23 protein-coding genes and 1 pseudogene are annotated in these 24,412 nt (G+C 67.2%); 12 read left to right on the top strand and 12 right to left on the bottom strand.

Annotated elements, in window-relative coordinates:
- Positions 1 to 51: 51 nt before the first annotated feature.
- From ACO2Q1_RS04660 to ACO2Q1_RS04645, 4 genes and pseudogenes are all read right to left on the bottom strand, one after another.
- Entirely contained in the window at positions 52 to 2,772 is a 2,721-nt protein-coding gene (locus ACO2Q1_RS04660; protein WP_423328379.1) for a DUF4214 domain-containing protein, read from the bottom strand.
- A 139-nt stretch (positions 2,773 to 2,911) separates the two neighbouring features.
- Entirely contained in the window at positions 2,912 to 4,264 is a 1,353-nt protein-coding gene (locus ACO2Q1_RS04655; RefSeq protein ID WP_423328378.1) for an HlyD family type I secretion periplasmic adaptor subunit, read from the bottom strand.
- Positions 4,261 to 6,132 (bottom strand): type I secretion system permease/ATPase, encoded by a 1,872-nt coding sequence (locus ACO2Q1_RS04650; protein ID WP_423328377.1) that lies wholly within the window; start codon positions 6,130 to 6,132, stop codon positions 4,261 to 4,263. The genes ACO2Q1_RS04655 and ACO2Q1_RS04650 overlap by 4 nt, the downstream gene beginning before the upstream one ends.
- Positions 6,128 to 6,394: pseudogene (locus ACO2Q1_RS04645) on the bottom strand (transposase); the annotation flags it as partial. The pseudogene ACO2Q1_RS04645 and the gene ACO2Q1_RS04650, both read right to left, overlap by 5 nt.
- Positions 6,395 to 6,566: 172 nt before the next feature.
- On the opposite strand from ACO2Q1_RS04645, the gene ACO2Q1_RS04640 reads away from it, so the two are divergent.
- Complete coding sequence (locus tag ACO2Q1_RS04640) at positions 6,567 to 7,133, top strand: NUDIX domain-containing protein (protein WP_423328376.1); 567 nt, start codon at positions 6,567 to 6,569, stop codon at positions 7,131 to 7,133.
- A 58-nt stretch (positions 7,134 to 7,191) separates the two neighbouring features.
- Here the strand turns inward: ACO2Q1_RS04640 and typA are convergent, their stop codons facing one another.
- Positions 7,192 to 9,024 carry a translational GTPase TypA gene (gene typA / locus ACO2Q1_RS04635; protein WP_423328375.1) on the bottom strand — a complete coding sequence of 611 codons (1,833 nt, stop codon included), beginning with the start codon at positions 9,022 to 9,024 and terminating at the stop codon, positions 7,192 to 7,194.
- A 219-nt stretch (positions 9,025 to 9,243) separates the two neighbouring features.
- Here typA and ACO2Q1_RS04630 point away from each other — a divergent pair, with 219 nt between their 5' ends.
- The 3 genes from ACO2Q1_RS04630 to ACO2Q1_RS04620 all read left to right on the top strand — a co-directional run bounded on the left by ACO2Q1_RS04630 (position 9,244) and on the right by ACO2Q1_RS04620 (position 11,449).
- Complete coding sequence (locus tag ACO2Q1_RS04630) at positions 9,244 to 9,993, top strand: dienelactone hydrolase family protein (RefSeq protein WP_423328374.1); 750 nt, start codon at positions 9,244 to 9,246, stop codon at positions 9,991 to 9,993.
- A gap of 66 nt (positions 9,994 to 10,059) precedes the next feature.
- The gene (locus tag ACO2Q1_RS04625) at positions 10,060 to 10,548 is read left to right on the top strand and encodes an Rrf2 family transcriptional regulator (protein ID WP_423328373.1); all 489 of its coding nucleotides are present in this window, start codon (positions 10,060 to 10,062) and stop codon (positions 10,546 to 10,548) included.
- Positions 10,538 to 11,449 carry an NAD(P)/FAD-dependent oxidoreductase gene (locus ACO2Q1_RS04620; protein WP_423328372.1) on the top strand — a complete coding sequence of 304 codons (912 nt, stop codon included), beginning with the start codon at positions 10,538 to 10,540 and terminating at the stop codon, positions 11,447 to 11,449. The genes ACO2Q1_RS04625 and ACO2Q1_RS04620 overlap by 11 nt, the downstream gene beginning before the upstream one ends.
- A gap of 15 nt (positions 11,450 to 11,464) precedes the next feature.
- Here ACO2Q1_RS04620 and ACO2Q1_RS04615 read toward each other — a convergent pair whose 3' ends face one another.
- The 3 genes from ACO2Q1_RS04615 to ACO2Q1_RS04605 all read right to left on the bottom strand — a co-directional run bounded on the left by ACO2Q1_RS04615 (position 11,465) and on the right by ACO2Q1_RS04605 (position 13,803).
- Positions 11,465 to 11,932, bottom strand: a complete 468-nt coding sequence (locus ACO2Q1_RS04615) for an OsmC family protein (RefSeq protein WP_423328371.1) — start codon at positions 11,930 to 11,932, stop codon at positions 11,465 to 11,467.
- A gap of 14 nt (positions 11,933 to 11,946) precedes the next feature.
- Positions 11,947 to 12,981 (bottom strand): tryptophan--tRNA ligase, encoded by a 1,035-nt coding sequence (trpS, locus tag ACO2Q1_RS04610; RefSeq protein ID WP_423328370.1) that lies wholly within the window; start codon positions 12,979 to 12,981, stop codon positions 11,947 to 11,949.
- Positions 12,982 to 13,053: 72 nt separating this feature from the next.
- Positions 13,054 to 13,803 carry an SAM-dependent methyltransferase gene (locus ACO2Q1_RS04605; protein ID WP_423328369.1) on the bottom strand — a complete coding sequence of 250 codons (750 nt, stop codon included), beginning with the start codon at positions 13,801 to 13,803 and terminating at the stop codon, positions 13,054 to 13,056.
- Between the two features lie 100 nt (positions 13,804 to 13,903).
- On the opposite strand from ACO2Q1_RS04605, the gene ACO2Q1_RS04600 reads away from it, so the two are divergent.
- Genes ACO2Q1_RS04600 through ACO2Q1_RS04585 form a run of 4 tightly spaced genes read left to right on the top strand, consistent with a single transcriptional unit; the run spans position 13,904 to position 16,945 of the window.
- Complete coding sequence (locus tag ACO2Q1_RS04600; RefSeq protein ID WP_423328368.1) at positions 13,904 to 14,521, top strand: hypothetical protein; 618 nt, start codon at positions 13,904 to 13,906, stop codon at positions 14,519 to 14,521.
- Between the two features lie 2 nt (positions 14,522 to 14,523).
- Complete coding sequence (locus ACO2Q1_RS04595; protein ID WP_423328367.1) at positions 14,524 to 14,835, top strand: winged helix-turn-helix domain-containing protein; 312 nt, start codon at positions 14,524 to 14,526, stop codon at positions 14,833 to 14,835.
- Between the two features lie 26 nt (positions 14,836 to 14,861).
- Positions 14,862 to 15,641, top strand: a complete 780-nt coding sequence (locus tag ACO2Q1_RS04590) for a tyrosine-protein phosphatase (RefSeq protein WP_423328366.1) — start codon at positions 14,862 to 14,864, stop codon at positions 15,639 to 15,641.
- Positions 15,638 to 16,945 carry an anthranilate synthase component I family protein gene (locus ACO2Q1_RS04585; RefSeq protein ID WP_423328365.1) on the top strand — a complete coding sequence of 436 codons (1,308 nt, stop codon included), beginning with the start codon at positions 15,638 to 15,640 and terminating at the stop codon, positions 16,943 to 16,945. The genes ACO2Q1_RS04590 and ACO2Q1_RS04585 overlap by 4 nt, the downstream gene beginning before the upstream one ends.
- A gap of 191 nt (positions 16,946 to 17,136) precedes the next feature.
- On the opposite strand, the gene apaG is transcribed toward ACO2Q1_RS04585, so the two are convergent.
- Complete coding sequence (apaG, locus tag ACO2Q1_RS04580; protein ID WP_423328364.1) at positions 17,137 to 17,544, bottom strand: Co2+/Mg2+ efflux protein ApaG; 408 nt, start codon at positions 17,542 to 17,544, stop codon at positions 17,137 to 17,139.
- 78 nt (positions 17,545 to 17,622) lie between these two features.
- On the opposite strand from apaG, the gene ACO2Q1_RS04575 reads away from it, so the two are divergent.
- A complete protein-coding gene (locus ACO2Q1_RS04575; protein ID WP_423328363.1) occupies positions 17,623 to 18,645 on the top strand; it encodes a 2'-deoxycytidine 5'-triphosphate deaminase in 1,023 nt (340 codons plus the stop codon).
- 118 nt (positions 18,646 to 18,763) lie between these two features.
- Here ACO2Q1_RS04575 and ACO2Q1_RS04570 read toward each other — a convergent pair whose 3' ends face one another.
- Positions 18,764 to 20,047 carry an MFS transporter gene (locus tag ACO2Q1_RS04570; RefSeq protein ID WP_423328362.1) on the bottom strand — a complete coding sequence of 428 codons (1,284 nt, stop codon included), beginning with the start codon at positions 20,045 to 20,047 and terminating at the stop codon, positions 18,764 to 18,766.
- A gap of 134 nt (positions 20,048 to 20,181) precedes the next feature.
- Positions 20,182 to 20,868: a hypothetical protein gene (locus tag ACO2Q1_RS04565; RefSeq protein WP_423328361.1), complete on the bottom strand. Its 687-nt coding sequence runs from the start codon at positions 20,866 to 20,868 to the stop codon at positions 20,182 to 20,184.
- Between the two features lie 208 nt (positions 20,869 to 21,076).
- On the opposite strand from ACO2Q1_RS04565, the gene trxA reads away from it, so the two are divergent.
- The 3 genes from trxA (at position 21,077) to ACO2Q1_RS04550 (ending at position 23,008) form a co-directional block, all read left to right on the top strand.
- Positions 21,077 to 21,988, top strand: coding sequence for a thioredoxin (gene trxA / locus ACO2Q1_RS04560; protein WP_423328360.1), 912 nt, complete (start codon positions 21,077 to 21,079; stop codon positions 21,986 to 21,988).
- Between the two features lie 10 nt (positions 21,989 to 21,998).
- On the top strand, positions 21,999 to 22,655 hold the full coding sequence (locus ACO2Q1_RS04555) for an LON peptidase substrate-binding domain-containing protein (protein ID WP_423328359.1): 657 nt from the start codon (positions 21,999 to 22,001) through the stop codon (positions 22,653 to 22,655).
- A 158-nt stretch (positions 22,656 to 22,813) separates the two neighbouring features.
- A complete protein-coding gene (locus ACO2Q1_RS04550) occupies positions 22,814 to 23,008 on the top strand; it encodes a Trm112 family protein (RefSeq protein ID WP_423328358.1) in 195 nt (64 codons plus the stop codon).
- An 8-nt stretch (positions 23,009 to 23,016) separates the two neighbouring features.
- Here ACO2Q1_RS04550 and ACO2Q1_RS04545 read toward each other — a convergent pair whose 3' ends face one another.
- Positions 23,017 to 24,270, bottom strand: a complete 1,254-nt coding sequence (locus ACO2Q1_RS04545; protein ID WP_423328357.1) for a UbiH/UbiF/VisC/COQ6 family ubiquinone biosynthesis hydroxylase — start codon at positions 24,268 to 24,270, stop codon at positions 23,017 to 23,019.
- Positions 24,271 to 24,412: the final 142 nt, after the last annotated feature.

Here is a 24,412-nt window from a genome sequence, read left to right as displayed (position 1 = left end):
TTTCACATAACATTGCTCGGGTCTACGACGTCCGTAGATTATTTTTCCTGTTCACATCAGGTATTCGTCCGAGGCCACGCGAAGCTGCAGCAGATGCGGCGAGACGTGGTCCATCGGGGCCCGGTCCAGGTCTGGCTCCAGGCCGTGGCGTGCGAACAGTTGGTCCAGATCGAACGGAGCGGCGGCTCCGCCTCCAGTCCGGTCGCCGTGCAGGTCGGCTGACGCCGGCAGAACCGGCTCCTGAACCTCGGAATATCGATGCGACGCGTAGTCGGCCTCCACCAGGACGAAGTCATCGTCGGTTGCGGTCGTTAGACCGCCGGTATCGGTCGTTCGAATACCCTGTTCCCACCAGGACGCCGTTCTGACACGGTGTTCGAGCGACTCCGAGAAGGCGAACAGCATATCGGCACGAGTCATGCCTCCGTTGTCGATTTGACTAGCCAGATACCCAACCGTGCCTTTGTCCATCGGGCGCCCTAGCGCTATCATCGACAGCTTGGCGACGTAGTCCGCATTCGACAGGCCGCCATACCGCGACGTGAATTCGAGAGAGCCCATGAAGAGGTCGAGGACGCTCTTCATGCTGCCCCCGTTGTCCAGGATGCTCGTGACATAGGACAAGGTTCCCGAGTCCGGCAGTCGGCTGAAGGCCGCATTGAACAGACGAGCGACGATGTGTGCGTTCTCGCTTTCGTTCCACACGCCCGCGTCAATGGTCGGGGCGACGATCAATCGGTGCTCCAGCCCCTCCGAGAACATCACCACGGCGTCTGCGCGCGAGATCTGACCGCTGTCGATCAGGCCGCCGAGATAGGCGGAAAGGTCCTGCGGGAACTCGCGATTCAGGGCCACGCGGGCGATCTGGGCAATGAAGTCGGCGTTCGACGCCAGGCTGTTGATCGCGGCGCCCCCGGCGGTGGTCTGAAGCAGGACGTCGGCCAGTTCGTCGAGCGACTTGCCTCGCTCCAACTGGTTCAGCCACTCGTTGAATACCCGCTGATTGGCCGTGAGGCCCAAGGTGTCCAGAAGTCTGACGGTCTGAGCTTCCAGGCCTTCCTGATCATAGCTCAGGACGCCGTCGGCGAAGCGCAGGTTCTCGACGCCGACGAGCTGGTCGGCGCCCTCACGGCCCGCAACCGACTGAGCGTCCCCGGTCCGCTTGCCGATCTCATGGGCGCGCCGCACGTGCGTGTATTCCGCCGCATCGACACCCGCTCCGCCGTCAAGCAAGTCATCACCCGCCCCGCCCCTCAGGCGGTCGTTCCCTGCATTGCCGTACAGCTGATCATTCGACCCTCCGCCCACCAGCGTGTCGGCTTTTTCGGTTCCCTCCAGCCGCATGCGTGCCTGAGCCGCGACCCTGCCGTCGATGACATCGACTACAGCGTCACTGAATTGCAGGACTTCCACGCCGGACAGACTGTCTCGCCCATCGCCCTCCTCAACGATCACTCGGTCTGCGTCATAAGCGATACGCGCTGAGGCCCAGGCACCGGAGAACACCGCCGTGTCATGGCCTGCGCCTCCGTCGATCCTGTCATCGCCGGTGCCGCCAATCAGGAAATCATCGCCGGCGCCTCCGAGGAGCCAATCCGCGCCGCCGTTGCCGTAGAGCGTGTCATTGCCGTCGCCGCCGTCAAGTGCGTTGCGGCCCTCATCTCCCTCCAGCCGATCGGAGGCGTTCGTACCTCTGGTGTCGTTGTCCACGATGCCGATATTCACCAGGATGGTGTCAGAGCCCGAGCCCAACACCTGTCCGGTCGCCCGAACCTGGACCACCAGGTTCTCAAGTCCCTCGATCTCCAGATCGTCCAGCGCGAGGATCGACGCCAGATCGACGGTGTAGTCCCGCGCCGGAACCTGGGACACGCTGACCTGTCGCACGCCGATCGGGAAGCTGACGTCCGCCCCGGTCGCCTTCGATGTTCCGGAAAGGGTGACGGTGATCGTCGTCGTCAGTTGGGACACGTTGAGGAAGGTGACGGACAGTTCCCCGGATTCGCCTTCCCGGATCGTAGCGGGGGCGTTGACGCGAGCCGAGGGTGGGGCCGCGGAAGGAACGAACCCGAGGTTATCGATGGTGAGGGTGGAGGCGGTGACGTTCTGGAGGACGGCCAGGGTGGTGAATGCCCCGCCTGAGCCGTTGCTGGCCTGAACCAGCGTGTCGCTTCCGCTCTGCACCAGACGCAGATGACCCGTGGAAAAGGGGTTCGCAGAGCCGTTCCAGCCGAACGAAGACGAAAGCACCCCCGCAAGGCTCAGGACATCTCCGCCTGAACCGGCTGTGAAATCCGTTACAGTGGAGGTTCCGCTGGCGGCGAATTCCAGCGTGTCTCGCCCTTCGCCGGTCGAAATGGTCGCTCCGCTCGACCAGAGCCGGATCAGATCATCACCAGTTCCGCCCGACACCGTGACGCTGCCCGTCGATCCATACTGTTGGACGGTGATGGTGTCGTTACCCGCACCACCATCCAGGATCACGTGACCGCCACTGGCTCGGCTCAATGTGAGCCGATCGTCTCCATCACCTCCGTAAAGAGCGTCGTCCCCGCCCTCGTCCGTTGCAGACAGCCAATCGTCACCGGCTCCGCCATACAGCGTGTCCGAGCCGGCCTCTCCATCCAAGGTGTCGTCGCCGTCTTCGCCATGGATGACGTCATCGCCGCCGCCTCCGGTCACAGTGTCCCGGCCACCACCCGCGTAGATCGTGTCCGCGCCGTTCGTCCCCACAATCGTGTCGTTACCCGACGTGCCGGTGATGGTGGCCATGTTTGCTCCCCTGGAAATAAACTGTTGTTTCGCCAACTTTATCGGAATGACGAGTCAGCGCAATCCGACAAATCGACGTTCGGCGATGATGCTGCAGACATGCGACGCCGATCGTCCCCCCGGCATCGACGTCCTCCCCCTATTGCTCAGCCCCGCTGCGCCAAAGTGAACGCGTCAGCGGCTCTATCAGATAGGTCAGAGCTGTCCGCTTCCTTGTCAGGATGACCACCTCAACCGGCACGCCCGGGCGAAGTGTCGCACCGGACGCCCCCAGCCCGGCCATCTGTTCTGGCGGCACCACGACCTCGACGCTGAAATGTGTGCGACCGGTCTGATCGTCTTTGAAGCTATCCGCCGAAATCCGCGACACCCGACCCTGAACCACCGGCGGGTTGAACTCTCGAAGCCCCGGGAACTTCACTTCCGTCCTCTGCCCGATCCGCAGATTGTCGATGTCCGCGGGGTCAACATGAACGGAAACGACCTGGGCGGCGTTGTCCGGCACCACCTCCATCAGGGTCTGGCCCGGCTGTATGACCCCCCCAGGAGTGAATACAGCCAGGCCCACAACCTGACCCGACGCCGGGCTGCGAATTCTCGCTCGCTCGATCTGGCGTTGCAGGTCGATCAGTCGTGGCCGCAGCTCATTGAGCTGGACTTCAACCTGCCGGAGCTGCTCGGTGACGTCCTCCTGCATGCGCGTCGATACGCCCGTTCTCTGCAGGCGTGTTTCACCGATCTGTTCTTGGGCCCGGGCAACCTGGGCGCGCAGTGCTCCCTCCTCCCCCTTCAATGCGGCGGCTGTCCGCTCAAGAGCTCGGACACGGTTCTGAGGCGCAAAGCCCTTCGCCGCGAGATCACGCAGGCCCTGAAGCTCCTCCACCAGCAACCTTTGTTGCTCGATGTTCGCATCGATCTGTCGATCATAGCCGTCCATCTGGTCGCGAAGCTGGCTTACCCTTTGTTCGAGCACTCCGGCCTCTGTGCTCCGACCCACTCCGCGAGCGCTGAACTGACGGTGCTGGATCACCATCGCTTCGTCGGCGAGCGCCCGATCCCGATCTTGCAAGTCTGCAAATTCGCGCGGGGGCGTTATCGTCGTTCCGTCCCGCTCGGCGATCAGGCGCGCCCGTTGCGCCAGGAGCGCAATCACCTGAGCCGACAGCCCTCGCTCTGCCGCTTCCAGGTCACCCACGTTCAGGTCCAGGAGCAACTGGCCGCGTACCACCCGGTCTCCTTCGGCCACACTCAAGGCCCGCACCACGCCCCCCTCGCGATGCTGCACCGCCTGGCGATTTCCGGATACGACCACCTGTCCTGTCGCATAGGCGCCGGCGTCCAAAGGCGCGAACGCCGCCCAGCCCAGAAACACTATGAAGAAGACAACAGCGATGGCCACGCCGAGCAACTGCTCGCGTCGGGGAGAATCTGTCTCGAACCTGCCAATGTCAGCCAGGTCTCCCGGCGACCGCTTTTCCGAAGCGTGTATCACGAGACCGCCTGCGTCCGCGCCCCGCCGTCACTGAGAGGCGGACCACTTCGCGACGCACGAAGCTTGGTCAGCACGTCTTCGCGCGGTCCCTCCATTTGCATCGAACCGTCACGGAGCATGAGCAATCGATCCACGCGAGCGAGAACCCCCGCCCTGTGCGCTATGATGACCACCGCCGCGCCCCGCGCCGCAGCTTGCGCGACGGCGGCCATCAAGGCGGCCTCGCCCTCCATATCCAGATTGGCGTTCGGTTCGTCGAGAACCAGCAAGATCGGATTCCCATAGAGCGCCCTGGCCAGGGCGATGCGCTGACCCTGGCCCACAGAAATGCCCGCACCCTGAGGACCAAGCCGGGTATCATAGCCTTCAGGCAGCCTCAGGATCAGATCGTGGGCGCCCGCCGCTTTGGCGGCGGAAATGACCTGCTCGTCCAACGCCTCGATCACGACGCCATCGAACGCCTGAAATCTGGAGATATTCTCGCGGATCGACCCTTCGAAAAGGCTGGGACTTTGCGGCAGATAGCCGATGTGCCTGGCAAGATCATCGGCTTCCCAGGCTTCATATTCCGCTCCATCCAATCTCAGCGAACCGGCGTCAGGAACCAGTGCCCCGACCAGCAGGCGCGCAAGTGTCGTTTTGCCGGAGCCGGACGCCCCCACGATGCCGAGGACCTGGCCCGGCTCCAACCTGAACCGCACTCCCGCGAGTTGCGGGGCTTGTTCGCCCGTCAGGCGGACGGAAATGTTCTCGACCGCCACCCGCCCCTCAGGATCGGGGAGCCGGGTCCGAGTGCGTTGCGCGTCTTCAGTATGGGCGAACAGATCCACCAGAGCGCGCCAACTGGTCCTCGCCTGAGTGATTGAAGGCCAGGCGGCAACCAGTTGTTCTATCGGCGCGACCGCTCGGCTCAGCAGCACGGAAGACGCGATGATGGCTCCCGCTGACACCTGTCCTTTGACAACGAGATAGGCCGCGAGACCCAGAGCAGCCGATTGAAGCCCCAACCTGCTGAACTTGATCAGGCTTGAGAAACGTCCCCCCGCGAGTTGGGCGCGCACCTGCTGATCGATGGCTTCGCGACGCTGAGCAACCTGTCTCGCTACAGTCGCACGACGCATCCCCAGCGCGCGGGCGACCTCCGCTTGAGAGCCGATCTCCTGCTGACTGGCGTACGCGGCATTTCCAAGCGTGGCGCCCTGAAGCAGCCGAGACCTGCTGTCTCGCTCATTGATCCAGGCAAGGCCGAACAAAAGCGCGCCCCCTGTCAGCGTCAGAAAGCCGATCGCAGGATGGAGCAGAAACGTGCATGCCACATAAAGCGGCGTCCAGGGCGCATCCATAACGGCGAGTGCGCCGGAACCGCTGAGCGCCCCCCGAACGCCGTCAAACTCCCGCATGACCTGAGCGCTGGACGATGCGGAGCGTAGTTGGATGACCCTGCCGAGGATTTCAGCCGACAGGGCGCGGTCCAGCCTGAGCCCAAGCCGCTGCAGAATACGAACGCGCAACCAGTCCAGAGCCGCGAGCGTGGCAAGGGCGAAGAGGGTCGTGGCTGAAAGCAACGCCAGGGTCGTCAGCCCCCCGGTCGGGACCACCCGATCATACACCTGCATCATGTAGAGGGTCGGCGCGAGATAGAGCACGTTCACCAAGGCGCTGAATGCCCCGGCCCAGATCAGATAGGGGCGCGACAAGTTTATGGCGTGCAGCAGCGAAGGGCTCAGTTGCGCCTTGAATTCCCGTTTGCGCCTAGAGATCGCCACTGAAAATGCTGCTCCATCGTGGCCTAGGCCGAGAAAGTGATCACTCCTCGATGTTAAATCATGGGTTTGTTCGACACCATGGTTCAGCGCCCGACGGCCCATCAATCATATTGACGAAGACGCCCGCGCCGCTCCATCGCTTCCAGTGAGTATCGAGCTTCTTGTGTGGCCTATAGGCCACCGGCGCATCCCGCCAGCGCAAGCCGTTGCCATTCACGAAAACGATCCTACTCAACACCCGACGATCATCCACGCGCGGCTTGCCGTGCCTCTTGGGGAAATTGGGGCTCCAGCCGAGCCATCGCTCATCCGTCAGCCAATGCTCCGATCTCGGGTTGTTACGCACACCTGTTACGCATAGCATCCAAGTCGCCGTCCGATCCGATATCAGGCCCTGATATCCCACAAGGATTTGGACACTTGGTGGAGCCTCCCCCTCGGCTCCACCAGGCGTTTCCTGATATCGATGCAGCCCGTCGGCGCTCCCGTATCCGGGGGCGCACGTCGGGGATGCGTTGGAAGACGGAGGGAGCGGCATGGCGCGCGTGGTCGGATCGACGGATATCCACCGTGGCTGGATGAGTCTGCGTCGGGTCGAGGTCGAGACCGACGCCGGGGCGCGGATCGTGCGCGAGGTCGAGGATCATGGTCACGCCGTGGCGGTGCTGCCCTTTGATCCCGAACGGCGGACCGTTCTTCTGGTGCGGCAGTTGCGCATGGGGCCTCTTGTCGGCGGGGCGGCGGAGCCCCGGTTGCTGGAAGCGCCGGCGGGCCTGATCGATGCTGATGAAACGGCGCAAGACGCCGCCCGGCGCGAGGCGCTGGAGGAGGTCGGGGCTCGGTTGGGCGACCTGATCGATCTGGGCGTGGCCTACAGCTGTCCGGGCGTGTCGACGGAGACGATCGCCCTGTTCCTAGCGCCCTGTTCTGCGGCGGACCGGATCACGGCCGGCGGCGGCCTGGCCGAGGAGCACGAAGAGATCGAGGTCGTCCAACTCTCCCTGGCGGACCTGGCGGACGCCGTTGACGGCGGCCGGATGAACGACATGAAGACCCAGATCCTGGCCCTGCGGCTGAGGGCGCTGCGGCCCGATCTTTTCTGAAGCCGCCGTCGACGAAAAAGGCCCGGATGGTGTCCGGGCCTTTCGAAATCGTCGCGGATCAGTCGGCGCGAACACGCTTCTTGCGGAAGGAGGGGTTGAGCACCTCCTTGCGCAGGCGGATCGACTTGGGGGTCACCTCGACCAGTTCATCTTCCTCGATATAGGCGATGGCCTGTTCCAGGTTCATGATCCGGGGCGGCGTGAGACGCACGGCCTCGTCCTTGCCTGAGGCCCGGACGTTGGTCAGCTGCTTGCCCTTGATCGGGTTGACGTCCAGGTCGTCAGAGCGGCTGTTCTCGCCGATGATCATGCCCTGGTAGGTTTTCTCGCCGGCGCCGACGAACATCACGCCGCGGTCCTCCAGGTTCCACAGGGCGTAGGCGGCCGTCTCGCCGTCGGAGTTGGAGACCAGAACGCCCTTGAGGCGCCCCTCGATCGCGCCCTTGTGCGGCTCATAGTGGGAGAAGACGCGGTTCAGGACGCCCGAGCCGCGCGTGTCGGTGAGGAACTCGCCCTGATAGCCGATCAGGGCGCGAGACGGGCATTTCAGCTGGATGCGGGTCTTGCCGGCGCCCGACGGACCCATGTCGGTCATTTCCGCCTTGCGGGCCGACAGCTTCTCGATAACCACGCCGGTGTATTCGTCGTCGACGTCGATCATGACGTCCTCGATCGGCTCCATCCGTTCGCCGTTCTCGCCGGTCTGATAGACCACGCGCGGACGGCTGATGGAGACCTCGAAGCCTTCGCGACGCATGTTCTCGATCAGCACGCCGAGCTGCAGTTCGCCGCGCCCGGCGACGTCATAGGCGTCGGCGCCCGGCGTCTCGGTGACGCGGATGGCGACGTTCGCTTCCGCTTCCTTCAGCAGGCGGTCGCGGATGATGCGCGACTGGACCTTGTCGCCTTCGCGACCGGCCAGAGGGCTGTCGTTGACGGCCACGGTCATGGAGATGGTCGGCGGGTCGATCGGCTGGGCGTCCAGCGCCTCGGTGACCTCCAGCGCACACAGGGTGTCGGCCACGGTGGCCTTGGACATGCCGGCGATGGCGACAATGTCGCCGGCCTCGGCGCCCTCGTCGACCGGCTGGCGCTTCAGGCCCCGGAAAGCCAGGACCTTGGTGATCCGGCCCTGTTCGATCACCTTGCCGTCGCGCGACAGGGCCTTGATCGGCATGCCGGGAACCGCCTTGCCGCTTTCGATACGGCCGGTCAGCAGGCGACCGAGGAACGGGTCGCTCTCGATCAGCACGTTCAGGATGCGGAACGGCTTGTCCTTGTTCTCGGCCACGGCCGGGGGCGGCACGTGGTCGACGATCAGGTCGAACAGCGGGGCCAGGTTGTCGTTGGGCTGGGCCAGATCCAGGGTCGCCCAGCCGTTGCGGCCCGAGGCGTAGATGTGGGGGAAGTCGAGCTGCTCCGGCGTGGCGCCGATAGCCTCGAACAGCTCCATCGTCTCCAGATGCACGCGGTCGGGATCGGCGTGGGCGCGATCGACCTTGTTGATGCAGAGGATCGGACGCAGGCCCATTTTCAGGGCCTTGGTCAGGACGAACTTGGTCTGGGGCATGACGCCCTCTTCGGCGTCCACCAGGATGACGCAACCGTCCACCATGCCCAGGATCCGCTCGACCTCGCCGCCGAAGTCGGCGTGGCCGGGGGTGTCGATGATGTTGATGCGGGTTTCGCCGGCCTTGCCGTTCCACAGCACGCTGGTGGCCTTGGCCAGGATGGTGATGCCGCGCTCACGCTCCTGATCGTTGGAGTCCATGGCGCGTTCGGTCGTCGCCTCATTGGCTCGGAACACGCCGGACTGGGCGAGAAGCTGGTCCACCAGGGTGGTCTTGCCATGGTCGACGTGGGCGATGATGGCGACGTTGCGAAGGTTCATTTCAGGCTCGGGCGGACTGTGCTCGGTCACGGCGACGCGCCGTGCCGCTCCGAAGAGGGCGCAATGAGGGGAGGCGGCGCCTCATACAGGGGATGAGGACAAAAGGCCAGCGCGGCCGTCGATGAACTGTGCGCGGTGTCCGGGCGCGCGCCGATCGCGCTCGTCGGCTGGCGGTGCGGAGCCTGTCGGCGGCGTGGTTTTTCGGCTAAGGCGTCCCGGATGAAATCCGTCGCCGAACGCTGGGCCTGGCTGGCGCCCCATGTGGTGGTCGTGGGACCAGAGGACGACCGGCCGAGGCCGGCGGTGCTGCTGTTCCACGGCTGTGGCGGCATGCGGGATCATCTGCCCCGCTACGCCCAGGCGGCGACGGCGGCGGGATGGCGGGCCTTTATCGTCGATTCCTATGCGCCGCGCGGCTGGGCGCGCGCCTTTACCCTGGCGACCGTGTGCACCGGCCTGGCCCTGCGCGGATATGAGCGGGCCGGGGACCTTTTGGCGGCGATCCACGGCGTTTCGGCGCGGCCTGACGTCGATGGCTCGACCCTGGCCCTCGCCGGCTGGAGCCACGGCGGCTGGGCCATGATGGAGATGATGAGCGGCGATCCGCGGCCCGGCGCCTTTGGCGTGGCCGACCCCGCCTCGGTCGACCTGTCGGGCGTGAAGGCCGCCTGGCTGGCCTATCCCTATATCGGCCCCTTCGCCTTCAACCGGATGAAGCCCTGGCGACACTGCCCGAAGGTTCTGGCTCTGACGGCCCGCCGCGACCACCTGACCACGGTCAGAAACGCCGAGGTCGTCAACGCCATGATCCGCAACTGCGGGGCGGAGGTGGAAAGCTGGGTCGCCGAAGGCACCCATGCCTTCGATGAGCCGACCAACAACGGTCCCATGCGCCATGATCCTGCGCTGACCGAGGAATCGCTGCGACGTTTCCAGGCCTTCCTGACCGACGCGGCTCCAAACATCTGATCGTTTCTGGCCTTCTGATCCGCGCGGGGCTTGACACTCGACCTTTCAAGTAACAATTGAAGTTACATGAAGCGCGACAGCCGTCTCTCAAACATCCTCCACGCCCTGCTGCACATGGCGGAGCAGGAGACGCGCACCGGCCGGCCGATGACCTCGGACCAACTGGCGGTCTGCCTTTCCACCAATCCGGTCGTCGTCCGGCGCACCATGGCGGGGCTGCGAGAGCAGGGACTGGTCTCCTCGGAAAAGGGTCATGGCGGCGGCTGGCGGCTGGCCCGACCGCTGGATCAGGTGACCTTGGGCCAGGTTCACGCCGCGTTGGGCGGAACGGGCCTGATCCCCGACGCCTCGCCCGTCGAGGCCGAAGGCTGTCTGGTCGAGGCGGCGGTCAATGACGCCCTGTCCGACACCTACGCCCAGGCGCGCGCCTTGCTGCTGGCGCGGCTCGACGCCATCACCCTGGCCGATCTGGCGGCGGACTTCTCGCGCCGGATGGCCGCCCATCCCGACTGGAATTCGATCCATGCCCACAAGCGACACCCCCATGCCTCATGACGCCGTCATCATCGGCGGCTCCTACGCCGGACTGTCGGCCGCCCTGCAGCTGGCGCGGGCGCGTCGGCGGGTGCTGATCATCGACGACGGCCGGCCGAGGAACCGCTTCGCCGCCCGCGCCCACGGCGTCCTGGCCAACGACGGCCGCCCGGGCTCGGAGATCGCCGCCGCCGCCCGGGCCCAGGTCGCCGCCTATCCGACCGTAGCCTTTCGACAGGCCGAGGCGGTCGACGTCGAGCGCATCGAGCACGGCTTCTCCATCGCCTTCGCCGATGGAACGCGGACGCAAGGACGGCGCCTGATCCTGGCCCACGGGGTCGAGGATACGCCGCCGGACATTCCGGGTGTCAGGGAACGCTGGGGGCGCACGGCGCTGCACTGCCCGTGGTGCCACGGCTACGAGATCGGCGGCGGGCCGATCGGCGTCCTGGGGCGCGGCGAACATGCCGTGCAGTACGCGGCGATCGTCGCCGAATGGGGCGATGTGACCCTTTTCGTCGATCCCGACTTCCCCCTGTCGCAGCAGGAGGCGCATCTCCTCTACCGGCGCGGCGTGACGATCGAGCCCACATCCATCGATCGGCTGGAGGGCGAGGCGCCGACCCTGACCGGGGCGCGGCTGGCGGACGGGCGGTTCATTCCGCTGAAAGCTATTTTCGTCGGCGCCCATGTCCGCGTCGCCAACGGGTTCGCCGAAAGCCTCGGCTGCGAGATGAACGACACACCCATGGGCCGGGTCATCAAGGTTGACGGCATGCAGCAGACCAGCCAGCCGGGCGTCTTCGCCGCCGGGGACGTGGCCCGGGCCGCCTCCAACATCACCCTGGCGACGTCCGACGGCATGACCGCCGCCCACGCCCTGTTCCGCTCCCTGATCGAGGAGGAGACGACGGCCGTCTGATCGCCGTCGCCGACGTCAGTCGCCGAACGTCGCCTTCACGACAATCTCGGTCCGCACCGAATTGGCCATGTCGCAGTGCTCGTGCGCCTGATGGTGCAGGTGATCGAGTTCGGCCTGGTCCGGGCGACGACCCGAGAAGGTGGTGACGGGGTTCAGCGTCACCTTCGCCAGCCAGCTGCTGCCGGCGTCGTTCCGGCCCATCTCGCCCGAGGCCGCATCGACATAGCGGTCGACCACCAGTCCGGCGCCGGCCGCGAAGGCGAGGAACCACAGCATGTGGCAGCTCGACAGGCTGGCGATCATCGCCTCTTCAGGGTCGACGGCGGAGGGATCCGACATCGGGACCGGCACCCCGGCCGGCGCCGACGAACCCGGCACGATCTGGCCCCCGTCGAAGCTCCAGCGGTGCAGCCGGCTGTAGCGCTTGTCGAGAAAGGGCTGATCGCCCCGGCTCCACTCGATGGTCGCGCCGTGTGCGCTCATGTGCGCCTCCCGTTTCAGGTCTGCCAGAAGCCGACGATCTTCTTGACCTCTGCCACGACCGGATCGGCGACGGCGGCGGCGCGTTCAGCCCCGTCCTTCAGCACCCGGTCGATTTCGGTCGGATCGTCCATCAGGCGGCGCATCTCGGCGGTGACCGGGGCCAGGGCCTCGACCGCCAGATCGGCCAGGGCCGGCTTGAAGGCGCCGAAGCCTTGACCGGCGAACCGGGTCGTGACTTCTTCGCGCGTCGTGTCCGACAGGGCGGCGTAGATGGCGATCAGGTTGCGGACCTCCGGCCGGTCGTCGAGGCTCTCGCCCGGCTCTGGCATTACGCCCATGTCGGTCTTGGACTTGCGGATCTTCGCCGCGATCGTGTCGGCGTCATCGGTCAGATTGATGCGCGACTGGTCCGACGGATCGGACTTGGACATCTTGGCCGCCCCGTCCCTCAGGCTCATGACTCGGGTCGCCGGCCCCTGGATCACCGGATCGGGCAGGGGGAAGTAGCCGGGGGCGGAGAAGTCGTTGTTGAACTTGGCGGCGATGTCGCGGGTCAGCTCCAGATGCTGCTTCTGGTCCTCGCCGACCGGCACGTCGGTGGCCTTGTACAGCAGGATGTCCGCCGCCTGGAGCACCGGATAGGTATAGAGGCCGACCGAAGAGCGTTCCTTGTGCTTGCCCGACTTCTCCTTGAACTGGGTCATCCGGTCCAGCCAGCCGAGGCGGGCGACGCAGTTGAAGATCCAGGCCAGGTCGGCATGGGCGCGAACCGCCGACTGCGGGAAGATGACCGTCTTCTTCGGATCGAGGCCCGAGGCCAGATAGGCGGCGGCGATCTCGCGCGTCTGGGCGGTCAGCAGAGCCGGGTCCTGCCAGACGGTGATGGCGTGCATGTCGGCGACGAAGACGAAGGTCGGGGCGGTGTCCTGAAGGGCGGTGAACCGCTTCAGCGCGCCCAGGTAGTTGCCCAGATGCAGGGCGCCGGAGGCCTGGATGCCGGAAAGGATGCGGCGCGGGCCGGAATAGGCGGGAATTTCAGTCTCGGACATGGGCACGGCACATGCCCCAGTCGCGGGAAGAGGGCAAGGCGCAGGGCGAGGGCAAGGCGAGAACCGGCGGCGTCAGCCTCTGGGGGCCAGCAGATAGAGGCCGAAGCTCATGACGCCATGGCCGAAGTCGAACATCATCCGCACCTGGCCCGCGCGTGCGGCGAGAGCGGGGGCGTCCGGATGGTGGGGATGGGCCGCGATCCAGGCCTGGACCGCGCCGGTCATCCGGGCGGCGTAGGCGTCCCATTCGGCCTGGGACGAGACTTCGCCGGACAGGACGTCGAACCCGGCCGCGTTCGCCGCACGACGCCAGCCGTCGTCGTCCGTGTAGAGGTTGTTCAACTCCACGATGCGCCGCAGCGGCTCGGCCGGTTCTGCTGTCCACACCAGGTCACCCCACAGCAGCCGCCCCCCAGGCGCCAGGCCGGCGTGCAGTCCCCGCAGCATGCCCTCAGGATCGCGGACGCCGCCGCCGACCGGTTCGGTGGTCCCCAGCGCCACGATCAGGTCGAAGGGCGCGCCCGTCGCCAGGGCGGCGTCGGACCGTCCCTGATGCAGAACGATCGCGCCGCGGGACGGCGAGGCGGCGATGCGTTCGCCGGCAAGTTCGGCCATGGCCGGGTCGGCCTCGACCGCCGTGACGCGCAGGCCGAACCGCTCGGCCAGCATGACCGTCACCGCCGCATTGCCGCACCCGATGTCCAGGGCGCGGCCGCCGGTCGGAACGCCCGCCAGATCGATCGCCGCCGCGATGCGCTCCATGCCGACGGCGTTGCAGACCTCGAGCGCCTCGTAGGCGATGCGGTGAAAATTCAGGCGCATGGGACCGTCGTAGACGTCAGGTCGCGCGACGCACTGATAAATGACTTTACAAACCAAAGTAACTTGCTATGAGTCGGATCACAGACAGGAGAACTGACCCATGACCGGCAAGCCCGACGCCGCCGACATCGCCTATATCCGCGCCCTTGCCGAGGAGGGCCGCACGGCCCCGCCGCTGAACGGCCCGATCCTGATCGCCGCCGCCGTGATCTTCGGCGCGGCCAGCGTGGGCCAGTGGGCTATTCAGTCCGGGGTTCTGGACGTCACGCCCTGGGCGCAGCTTTGGATATGGGTCGGCGCGGGCGTGATCTTCGCCGTCGCCCTGGCCGTGCTGATCAACCGGATGAAGTCGAAGCCGGGCTATGGCCACGTTCGCAACGAGGCGATCGGCGAAGCCTGGTTCGGCGTGGGCCTGCTGATCTTCACGGTCTGGCTCGGCCTGATGGCCATGGGCTTCACCACCGGCGACTGGACGGCGATGCGGATCATGCCCAGCCTTGTCTTCGCCGCCTACGGCTCGGCCTGGCTGATCGCCGGCGCCATGGGCCGCACGGGCTGGATGAAGGGCGTGGCCTTTTTCGCCTACGCCGGAGCGGTGGTCCTGGGCGCGGTGTCCCACATGACGATCGGCTATCTGGTGTTCGCCGTCCTGCTGGTCGCCGTCGCCCTGGTTCCCGGCATCGTCCTGACCCGTCAGGAACCCTCGGAGATCGTCTGATCATGGCCGACGATTTCGACATCGGCCGGATCGACGAGGTCATCCACGGCCGCATCCGCCTGGGGATCATGGCCTATCTGTCCGGTGCGGGGACGGCCGACTTCAACGAGCTCAAGCACAGGCTTCAGACCACCGACGGCAATCTGTCCGTTCACTTGCGAAAGCTGGAGGACGCCGGCTTCGTGGCCATCGAGAAAAGCTTTCAGGGTCGCAAGCCCCTTACGCGAGCCACGATGACGGACCAGGGCCGCGACGCCTTCATCGCCTATCTGGACGCCATGCAGGGGTTGGTCACGGGGGGCGGTTCCGCCTGAGCGGGCGGCGCCCTATAGCTCGGCGCATGACCTCGCGCCTGCACGCCTACGACGCCGTCGAGAACTTTCGGGATTTCGGCGACTACCACACCGCCGCAGGGCGTCGGATCCGGTCCGGCGCCCTGTTCCGCTCGGGGCATCACGCCCGCGCCAGCGACGCCGACCTGACGCGGATCGGCGACCTGGGTCTGGCGACGGTGGTCGATCTGCGCCGTCCCATTGAGCGCGCCAGACAGCCGTCCAGGCGACCGGCAGGGTTTGCGGGTCAGGTTCTGGTCTCCGATCTCGACGCCGTCGGCGAGGCGCCGCACATCACGTTTCTGAAGTCCGGCGACCTGACGCCGGATTCGGGCCGCCGGTTCATGACCGGCCTCTATGGCGAAATGGCCTATGCGCCGTCGCACCTGGAGATATTCGCGGCCTATTTTCAGGCCCTGGCCGACAGCGACGGCCCGGTGCTGATCCACTGCGCGGCGGGCAAGGACCGGACAGGCCTTCTGGCCGCCCTTACCCACCACCTGCTGGGCGTCGGACGGGACGATCTGATCGAGGACTATCTGCTGACCAATACGGCCGTCGATCTGGTCGGCCGCGCGCCCGAGATGGCGGCGCAACTCGAGCGGGTGACCGGGCGTCGTCCGTCCGATGACGCCGTCGTGGCGTTCATGGGCGTCGAACCGGCGTTTCTGGAGGCGGCGATCCGCGCGATCGAGGCCCGGTCAGGGTCGTTGGACGCCTATCTGGAGACGGCCCTGGGGGTCGACCCGGCGCGGCGCGACCGGATCGTAGAGCGACTGTCGGCGTGACGCCGGACATCCTGCCGATCGAACTGCGACGCAGGCGGGACTGGCGCGCGCCGCTGGCCGTCGCGGCGGGTCTGGCCCATCGGGACGGCGCCCTCTGCCTGCTGTCTGATGGGGCGCACGCCGGGGAACAGCGGTCCTTCATCGCCGCCGAGCCGGACTGGACGCATGCCGCAGATCGGATCGACGGATCGCTTTTCGCCGATCTGGACCAGCCGGCGCTGGCGCGCGGGGTGGTCGGTCTGGCGGCCTATGACGCGGGCGCGCGAGCGGCCACGGGCGAGCGGCCGTCGGTCTGGCCCGATCTGATCCTGGCCCGATACCCGGCCCTTCTGGTGTTCGATCCGGCGTCGGCCTCGGTCGAGGCCGTGGGGCGGGGCCGATCCCGGGCGGAGGCCGAGACGGCCCTGTCGCGCGCCGAGGCCTGGCTAGACCAGACCGCTTCCCCCGTTGTCCCCGCCCCGCCTTCGCATTCGCCCCAGGTCGAGACCCCGCCGGACGCCTATCGTCGCGCGGTGGCCGAGGTGACCGAGCGGATCGCCGCCGGCGAACTGTTCCAGGCCAATATCGCGCGCGGCTGGACGGGCCGGCTGAAGGCCGGCGCCGATCCGTTCGACGTCTTTCTGCGGCTGGCCGAGGGCGGCGGAGCTCCCTTCGCCGCCTTCTGGCGACTGGGCGAACGGGCGCTGGTTTCCAACTCGCCCGAATTGTTCCTGACGCTGGATCCCGGCGGTCGGATCGAGACCCGGCCAATCAAGGGCACGCGCCCCCGCCGCGCCGATCCGGCCGAGGACGCCGCCGAGGCCGAGGCCCTGCTGGCCAGCGCCAAGGATCGGGCCGAAAACCTGATGATCGTGGACCTGATGCGCAACGATCTGGCGCGGGTCGCGCGGCCCGGTTCGGTGACGGTGGAGCGGTTGTTTGAACTGGAGCGGCTGCCGACGGTGCATCATCTGGTCTCGACCGTGGTCGGGCGTCTGAAAGCGGGTCTGGGCGCAGCGGATGTGCTGACGGCGGCCTTCCCCCCGGGGTCGATCACCGGGGCCCCGAAACATCAGGCGATGAAGGTGATCGCAGATCTGGAGCCCCCGCGCGGGCCATGGTGCGGCTCCCTGTTCCTGCTGGACCCGGACGGCCGCCTCAGCGCCTCAGTGCTGATCCGGACGGCCGCCTTCACACGCGACGACGAGGGATGGGCCTGGCGCGCCCAGGCCGGAGCGGGCATCGTCGCCGACAGCGATCCCGACGCCGAACTGCAGGAGACCGAGGCCAAGTTCAGCGCCTTGCGCCGTGCCTTGGCCGGTTAGGTTCGATGGGCATTTGGCTGATCGGACGCGGATCGTTTCCACCGAGCACCCCGGCGAAGGCCGGGGTCCAGATCAAAGGCCGTGACGGCCGGGACTTCGCACCGGGAGTTCTCGTCATCAGAACGTGTTCTCCGTCTGGACCCCGGCCTTAGCCGGGGTGAACGGTGAATTTTGCCGAATGCCGAGTAGGCCTAGTTCACCGTTCGCCGCACACCGGGCGTGTCGAGGGAGAAGGCCGGAATTTCGGCCTCAAAGTCGCGACCTTCGGCGTCGGTCATCAGATAGACGCCGACCATGGCGCCGCTGTCGGTGGGCAAGGGACAGCCCGAGGCGTAGGCGTAGCTTTCGCCCGGCGCGATGACCGGTTGTTCGCCGACGACTCCCGGCCCCTCGACCGTCTCCACCCGGCCCAGGGCGTCGGTGATGATCCATCGGCGGCGCTTCAACTGAACCGTCACGCCTGACAGGTTCACGATCTCGACCTGATAGGCCCAGACCCATCGACCGGCCTCGGGATCGGATTGCCCGGCCAGATAGCTGGGCCGGACCTTTACCAGGATGCCGTGGCTTTCGGCGCTATAGGCAGGACCGTCGTGCATGGGCTATATGCTCGCCCCGCCGCGCGCGGGCCGCAACCCTGTCGTGGCGCGGCCTGGGCGAATTCAGAGACAGACCGCATGAGCCTCTTCGACGCCCCGCGCCCCGGCATCCTGCCCGCCCAGTCCATTGAGGCCCTGATCGCCGCCGGCGCGGTGACCTCCGACACGCCGTTCGACGCCGACCAGGTGCAGCCGGCCAGTCTGGACCTCCGCCTGTCGGACCAGGCCTGGCGGGTGCGCGCCTCCTTCCTGCCGGGCCAGCGTCTGGTCGAGGACCGGATCAAGGACGTGGCCATGCACGCCATCGACCTGTCGGGCGGCTATGTGATGGAAAAGGGCTGCGTCTACATCGTGCGGCTTCAGGAGCGGCTGTCCCTGCCGAAGGGTCTGATCGCGCGCGCCAATCCGAAGTCCTCGACCGGCCGTGTGGACGTGTTCGTGCGCCTGCTGACCGATCGCGGGGCGGTGTTCGACGATGTGGCCGAGGGCTATGAGGGGCCGCTGTACATGGAGGTGGCGCCCCAGACCTTCTCCATTCTGGTCCGCCCCGGCACGCGACTGAACCAGTTGCGGCTCAAGGCCGGGGAGCCGCCGCGTCTGGAGACCCGCAGCGTCGGCGTGGACCTGATGGGCGGCGAGATCGTCGGCTTCCGAGGCCGCCGCCATGCCGGCGTCGTCGATCTGGACCATATCGACGGCCACGACCCGCGCGATTTCTGGGAACCCCTGGCCCTGCGGCGCGGCGAACTGCTGCTGGATCCGGGCGAGTTCTACATCCTGGCCTCGTCGGATGATGTCGAGATCCCCGTGGATCAGGCCGCCGAGATGACCCCGATCGACCCCTCGGTCGGCGAGTTCCGCGTTCACTACGCCGGCTTCTTCGACCCCGGCTTCGGCACGGACGAGGCGCACGGGGCGGGGTCGAAGGGGGTGCTGGAGGTCCGCACCCACGACACGCCTTTCTTGCTGGAGCACGGCCAGATCGTCGCCCGGCTGGTCTACGAACCCCTGACCGAACGCCCCTCACGCCTCTATGGCGAGAGCGGCAGCCACTATCAGAGCCAGGGCCTGAAGCTGTCGAAGCATTTCAGGCCGTGGTGAGCGGTCTGGGCGGGTAGTGAGTAGTGATGGTGGGGGCAGTAGACCCCACCATGAGTTGCTGACGATGAAATTCACCCGACTGCTTCTACTCACGACTCACTCTTCACCACTCACTTCTTCAGCTCAGCTTGTCCGCCTTCCTGAGGCCGGGGAACATCCAGGCCCAGGCGCCGGTGGCGGCCAGGGCGCCGGCCCCGCCGAAGACGGCCGCGCCCACGGCGCCGAGCATGCGAACCATCAGGCCGCAATAGGCCTCGCCCAGTTCGTTCGAGGCGCCGATGAACAGCATCGAGACCGAGGACACCCGGCCGCGCATGTGATCGGGCGTGGCGAGTTGGACCAGGGTCTGGCGGATGTTGACGCTGATCATGTCAGCGGCGCCGCCGATGAACAGCACCAGGGCTGACAACCAGGCGGCGCGGGAGATTCCGAAGACAAGCGTGGCCAGTCCGAACACCGCCACCGCCGCGAACATCCATCGCCCCCCGTTGCGGATGATCGGATAGCGGCTGAGATAGACCGCCATGACGAGGGCGCCGACCCCGAACGACGCCCGCAACAGGCCGAAGCCGACGGCGCCGACATGCAGGATGTCGCGCGCGAAGATGGGCGTCAGCAGGGCCACGCCCGCCAGCATGACCACGACCAGGTCCAGTGAGATGGCGCCGAGGACGATCTTGGTCTTCCACACATAGGCCAGCCCCTCCTTGACGGCCTGGACGGCGGGCGGCGGCGCCTCGACCAGAATCGGCCTGCCCGAGGTGCGGATCAGCAGGAAGGCCGCGATGGCCGCCAGGAACAGGGACAGGGCGACGGCATAGGCCAGGGGCACGGCGCGAGCGACGATCAATCCGCCCAGGGCCGGGCCGGCGATGGCCCCCGTCTGGAAGGCGATGGCCTGGGCGGCGATGGCCGGAGGCAGGGCGCGACGCCCGACCACCATCGGCAGAAAGGCCTGACTGGCCGGGGCGAGGAAGGCGCGGGCGGCGCCGAAAACGGCCGCCGTGGTCAGGAGCCCCCACAGCGGCGGGGCGCCGTGCAGGGCCATCAGCAGATAGGCGACCGCGCATCCGGCCTCGACCAGAATCGAAATCCACACCGTGCGCTTGCGGTCGTGCCGGTCCGCCATGGCCCCGGCGGGCAGGGTGAAGGCCAGCAGCGGCAGGAATTGGCACAGGCCGACCAGGCCCAGGTACAGGCTGGCCTGTTCGATCGGATGATCGCGTCGGGCGATCTCATAGACCTGCCACAACAGTGCCGACGACTGGATCTGGATGGCCAGGACGGCGGCCACGCGGCCGAACCACAGCAGGCGGAAATCGCGGATGCCCCACGGACTTTCAGGGTCGCCTTCGGGCGGGCGCGGCGGGACGGGTTTGGCGGCGTCGAGGGTGTCGGTCACGTTCGCCGGTCTTATCGGGGGTGCGACCTCCCGTCACGGCGAAACTGGCTGCTGGCGCAGGCCGAAACGGAAAAAGGCGGCCGGATCGCTCCGGCCGCCTTCCGATAGTCTGTATGACCTGACGGTCGGCTGGATCAGCCGCGCTCGCCGGGCTCCTGACGGTAGCCCGAACCGGTCGAGACCGGAGCGGTGTAGGTCGGGGCCGGATAGGCCGTCGTCGAGGACGGATAGGCGGCGGCCGGAGCCACGACCGTGGTCGACGACGGAACCGTGGCGGCCATCGGCGAACCCGAGGGCGGCGGCAGGTTCAGGGTGTGGGCCGGAGGCGACACAACCTCGCAGCAGTGCTCGTCGGGGTGCGACGGGCCGGCCGGGGTGAAGTGGATTTCCGGCGGGGCCACGGTCACGTCGGACGGACGAACGTGGACGTCGGGCGCTTCCAGATAGACCTGAGCGGGCGCGACCTGGACCGGCGGGGCGTCGACATAGATCGGCGGGCCTTGGATGTAGATGGCAGGCGACGGCGCGAACACCGGAGCCGAAGAGATGCGCATGCCCGGAGCGCGGACACGGACCGGCGGAGCCGGCGGACGCACCGTGTAGAACGGCACGTTGATCACGTCGGTGATCGTGCATTCGCAATCCCGACCGCCGGGACCACGACCGGGGCCAGCCCAGCGCGAGGTTTCCAGCGAAACCGCGGTGGCCTGAGCCGGTCCGCTGATCATGGTCGCCGGAGAACCGGCGCCGTTTTCGGCAGCGACGGCGGAGCCGGCGGCTGCAAGAGTGGCGCCCAGCGCCAGTAACAGAGTTGCTTTCACGTTGATGGTCTCCCCAGTCACCCAAACCTTACTCAAGCATGAATGAGAACGGTTTGGCTTGCACCCGGCAAGAGGAAAACCGTCGATATTTTTCGCCTGGTGAGGGAGTGGCGCCGCAAGCGAGGCGAAATCCTTGAGATTCCTCGCCATCGGGACCATGTCAGGCGTCAAGCGTTCCCCATGAATCCAAGCGTTTCAGGATCTTTCCATGACCTTCGCCGACCCGAAGTCGAACCCGAATGTTGCAGATCACGAACACGTGATCGTCGAGGGCTCCGACGCCGGCTTCATGACCGACGTCATCGAGGCGTCGAAAAGCCGTCCGGTCATCGTCGACTTCTGGGCGACCTGGTGCGGGCCGTGCCGTACCCTGACTCCGGCACTGGAGAAGGCGGTGCGCGGTGCGCGCGGCGCGGTGAAGCTGGTCAAGATCGATGTCGACAAGAACCCGGCCTATGCAGGGCAACTCCGGGTGCAGTCCATCCCCACCGTCTACGCCTTCGTCAACGGCCAGCCGGTGGACGGTTTCCGGGGCGCGGTGCCTGAAAGCCAGATCAAGGCCTTCATCGACCGGCTGACCGGCGGAGAAGGCGTCAACGCTGACGTCGAACAACTGCTGTCGCTGGGCGAGGAATCCCTGTCGCTGGGGGATCTCGGCGGCGCGGCCCAGGCCTTCGCCGAGATTCTGGCCATCGAGCCCGACAGCCAGAAGGCGATCGCCGGCCTGGCCCAGGTCTATCTGGCCCAGGGCGACGAGGACCAGGCGCGCCAGACCCTGGCCATGGCCCCGGCCGACAGCAAGGAGCCCGCCGTCCAGGCGGTGCGCGCGCGCCTCAGTCTGGCGTCGGCGGCCCCGACCGGCGAGCAGGCGGCGCTGGAGGCGGCCGTTCGGGCCGATCCGAACGACCATCAGGCCCGGTTCGACCTGGCACAGGCCCAGGCCTCGTCCGGCGATCTCAAGTCGGCCGTCGACAACCTGCTGCACATCGTCGCCGCCGACCGTGAATGGAACGAACAGGCGGCGCGCAAACAGCTCCTGACCGTGTTCGAGGCCGCCGGCGGCGCGTCGGACATCGCCCGCGACGGCCGGCGCCGCCTGTCATCCATCCTTTTCGCCTAAGGCCGGCGGCATGGCCCAGGGCTATGTAAAGGCGTCCGACCTGCCGCAGGTCATTCCCGTCTTTCCGCTGGACGGGGCGATCCTGCTGCCCCGCGGCCAGCTGCCGCTGAACATCTTCGAGCCGCGCTATCTGAACATGGTCGACGACGCCATGGCCGGAGACCGGATCATCGGCATGATCCAGTGCGCGGGCGGACCGCCGCACCAGCCGGCGCTGGCAGCGGTCGGCTGCGCCGGCCGGATCACCAGTTTCGCCGAGACGTCTGACGGGCGCTATCTGATCACCTTGACGGGGGTGTCGCGGTTCCGCGTGACCAATGAGCTGGGCGCGCCGACGCCCTATCGTCAGGTGCGGGCCGCCTTCGCCGATTTCGAGGCCGACCTGACGCCCCCAGCCGAAGAGGATTTCGATCGCCCGGACTTTATGGCGGCCCTGCGCGCCTATCTGGGGCGACGTCAGCTGGAGATCGACTGGGAAATGGCGGAGGCCGCGCCGCGCGAGGCCCTGGTCAACAGCCTGTCCATGGCCCTGCCTTTCGATCCGGCCGAGAAACAGGCCCTGATCGAGGCGACGGACCTGACGGCGCGGGCCGGAATCCTGACCGCCATGATGCGGATCGACGCGGCCGAACCGGGCGACGGAGACGCGCCGGGGCCGATGCAGTGAGTTGGTGAGTAGTGAAGAGTGAGTGGTGAGTAGCGAGCTTGGCGGGGGGAAGGCGACCACATGCCAGAACGACCCCGCCCCATCACTGCTCACCACTCACTCTTCACTCCTGTCCGCCCCCTCGCCAATCGCTGCGGGCCGCCCTACATCACTCGTCCATGAGCGATGCCTTCCACACCCCGAACACCGTCGATCCTCGCCTGCTGGAGGTGCTGGTCTGCCCCGTCACGCGTGGCCCGCTGACTTACGACCGCGACGCCAATGAACTGGTGTCGAAGGGGGCGAAGCTGGCCTTCCCGATCCGCGAGGGCGTGCCGATCATGCTGGCGGAAGAGGCCCGGCAACTGGGCTGAGGCCGCACCTAGACCAGCTCACCCTTGAGCAGTTTCGGCAGGTCGCCCGTGGCGCCGCCGGCCTCGCGCATGAAGGCGCGGCGCAGGGGGCCGATGCGGTTGACCGCCGCCATGCCAAGGCCGCGCGCCAGGCGCACTGGCGCGATGTCGTTGGAGAACAGGCGCACGAAGGCGTCGAAACCGGCGGCCAGGACGGTGTTGTCGAACCGGCGCCAGCGGGCGTAGCGGTCCAGCACCAGCTCCGAGCCGATGTCCTCGCCCAGACGCATCGCCTCGATCAGGACCTCGGCCAGGGCGGCGGCGTCCTTCAGCCCCATGTTCAGCCCCTGTCCGGCGACCGGGTGGACGCCATGGGCGGCGTCGCCGATCAGGGCGACCCGAGGCGCCGTAAGCTGTTCGGCCAGCTCCAGCGACAGGGGATAGACGAAGCGCGGCCCCTCAGGCGTCGCCCCGTTCAGAAATTCGCCGAAACGCCGCATCAGATGGGCCTGAAACGCCGGATCGGAGGCGGAGCGAAGGGCCTCGGCGCGGCGCGTCGGTTCGGTCCAGACCAGGCTGGCGCGCCGGTCGGTCAGGGGCAGGATGGCGAACGGCCCGCCGGGCAGGAAATATTCGTGGGCGACATTGCCATGGTCGCGACCCAGACGGACGGTGGCGACCACGCCGGACTGGTCGTAGGTCCAGCCCGTGGTCCCGATGCCCGCCGCACGGCGCACGGTCGAGCCCCGGCCCTCCGCCCCGACGACCAGAGGGGCGGTCAGGATCGAACCGTCGTCCAAGGTCACGGTCGCCGCGCCCGGCCCGGCCTGAACCGACTGCACGCGAGCCGGCGCCCGGACCTCGACGTCGGAGCGACCCACCGCCTCGGCCAGGGCGACACGGATGCGGCGGTTCTCGACCATATAGCCGAGCGGCTCGCCGCCGTTCCTGTCGCCGATCTCGTCGGCGTCGAACCGCAGCCAGGCGGACGACGGCGGCTTCGACGCCGCGCCGGGCCGGCGGCCGTCGGTCACCAGAATATGGTCCATGCGACAGGCGTGCGGACGCAGCGCCTCGCCCAGGCCCAAGGTCTCCAGCATGCGGAAGGTCGACCAGGCGATGGCGGTCGAGCGGCCGTCGAAGGTCGGCGCCAACTGCGCGCTGAACGGCTGGGGGTCGATCACCACGACGCTCAGCCCGCCGTGCGCCGCCGCCAGGGCGAAACTGGCCCCGGCCAGGCCCGCGCCGGCGATGATGACGTCGTGACTGTGGTGGGTGTTCATGGTCTCCGGTTTAGGCTTCTGGGCCGGCCGACGCCACTGTCTCCAGAATTGTCTACCGGTGTCATCTCTCAGGCGCCGCGCGGCCGGTTGTCGCGACGGAAGGGGCGCACTAGGAACGGAGGTTGATCCCCTTCGCCGCGCC

Source organism: Brevundimonas sp. VNH65, from assembly GCF_049445955.1.
Taxonomy (GTDB): Bacteria; Pseudomonadota; Alphaproteobacteria; order Caulobacterales; family Caulobacteraceae; genus Brevundimonas.
This window is presented reverse-complemented; position numbering and strand designations above follow the sequence as displayed.

Bases quoted from the DNA above. Each gene is read 5' to 3' on its own strand.
- ACO2Q1_RS04660 (WP_423328379.1), bottom strand. From the start codon at position 2,772: ATGGCCACCATCACCGGCACGTCGGGTAACGACACGATTGTGGGGACG.
- ACO2Q1_RS04650 (WP_423328377.1), bottom strand. From the start codon at position 6,132: ATGGGCCGTCGGGCGCTGAACCATGGTGTCGAACAAACCCATGATTTA.
- ACO2Q1_RS04640 (WP_423328376.1), top strand. From the start codon at position 6,567: ATGGCGCGCGTGGTCGGATCGACGGATATCCACCGTGGCTGGATGAGT.
- typA (WP_423328375.1), bottom strand. From the start codon at position 9,024: ATGAACCTTCGCAACGTCGCCATCATCGCCCACGTCGACCATGGCAAG.
- ACO2Q1_RS04630 (WP_423328374.1), top strand. From the start codon at position 9,244: ATGAAATCCGTCGCCGAACGCTGGGCCTGGCTGGCGCCCCATGTGGTG.
- ACO2Q1_RS04625 (WP_423328373.1), top strand. From the start codon at position 10,060: ATGAAGCGCGACAGCCGTCTCTCAAACATCCTCCACGCCCTGCTGCAC.
- ACO2Q1_RS04620 (WP_423328372.1), top strand. From the start codon at position 10,538: ATGCCTCATGACGCCGTCATCATCGGCGGCTCCTACGCCGGACTGTCG.
- ACO2Q1_RS04615 (WP_423328371.1), bottom strand. From the start codon at position 11,932: ATGAGCGCACACGGCGCGACCATCGAGTGGAGCCGGGGCGATCAGCCC.
- trpS (WP_423328370.1), bottom strand. From the start codon at position 12,981: ATGTCCGAGACTGAAATTCCCGCCTATTCCGGCCCGCGCCGCATCCTT.
- ACO2Q1_RS04605 (WP_423328369.1), bottom strand. From the start codon at position 13,803: ATGCGCCTGAATTTTCACCGCATCGCCTACGAGGCGCTCGAGGTCTGC.
- ACO2Q1_RS04600 (WP_423328368.1), top strand. From the start codon at position 13,904: ATGACCGGCAAGCCCGACGCCGCCGACATCGCCTATATCCGCGCCCTT.
- ACO2Q1_RS04595 (WP_423328367.1), top strand. From the start codon at position 14,524: ATGGCCGACGATTTCGACATCGGCCGGATCGACGAGGTCATCCACGGC.
- ACO2Q1_RS04590 (WP_423328366.1), top strand. From the start codon at position 14,862: ATGACCTCGCGCCTGCACGCCTACGACGCCGTCGAGAACTTTCGGGAT.
- apaG (WP_423328364.1), bottom strand. From the start codon at position 17,544: ATGCACGACGGTCCTGCCTATAGCGCCGAAAGCCACGGCATCCTGGTA.
- ACO2Q1_RS04575 (WP_423328363.1), top strand. From the start codon at position 17,623: ATGAGCCTCTTCGACGCCCCGCGCCCCGGCATCCTGCCCGCCCAGTCC.
- trxA (WP_423328360.1), top strand. From the start codon at position 21,077: ATGACCTTCGCCGACCCGAAGTCGAACCCGAATGTTGCAGATCACGAA.
- ACO2Q1_RS04555 (WP_423328359.1), top strand. From the start codon at position 21,999: ATGGCCCAGGGCTATGTAAAGGCGTCCGACCTGCCGCAGGTCATTCCC.
- ACO2Q1_RS04550 (WP_423328358.1), top strand. From the start codon at position 22,814: ATGAGCGATGCCTTCCACACCCCGAACACCGTCGATCCTCGCCTGCTG.
- ACO2Q1_RS04545 (WP_423328357.1), bottom strand. From the start codon at position 24,270: ATGAACACCCACCACAGTCACGACGTCATCATCGCCGGCGCGGGCCTG.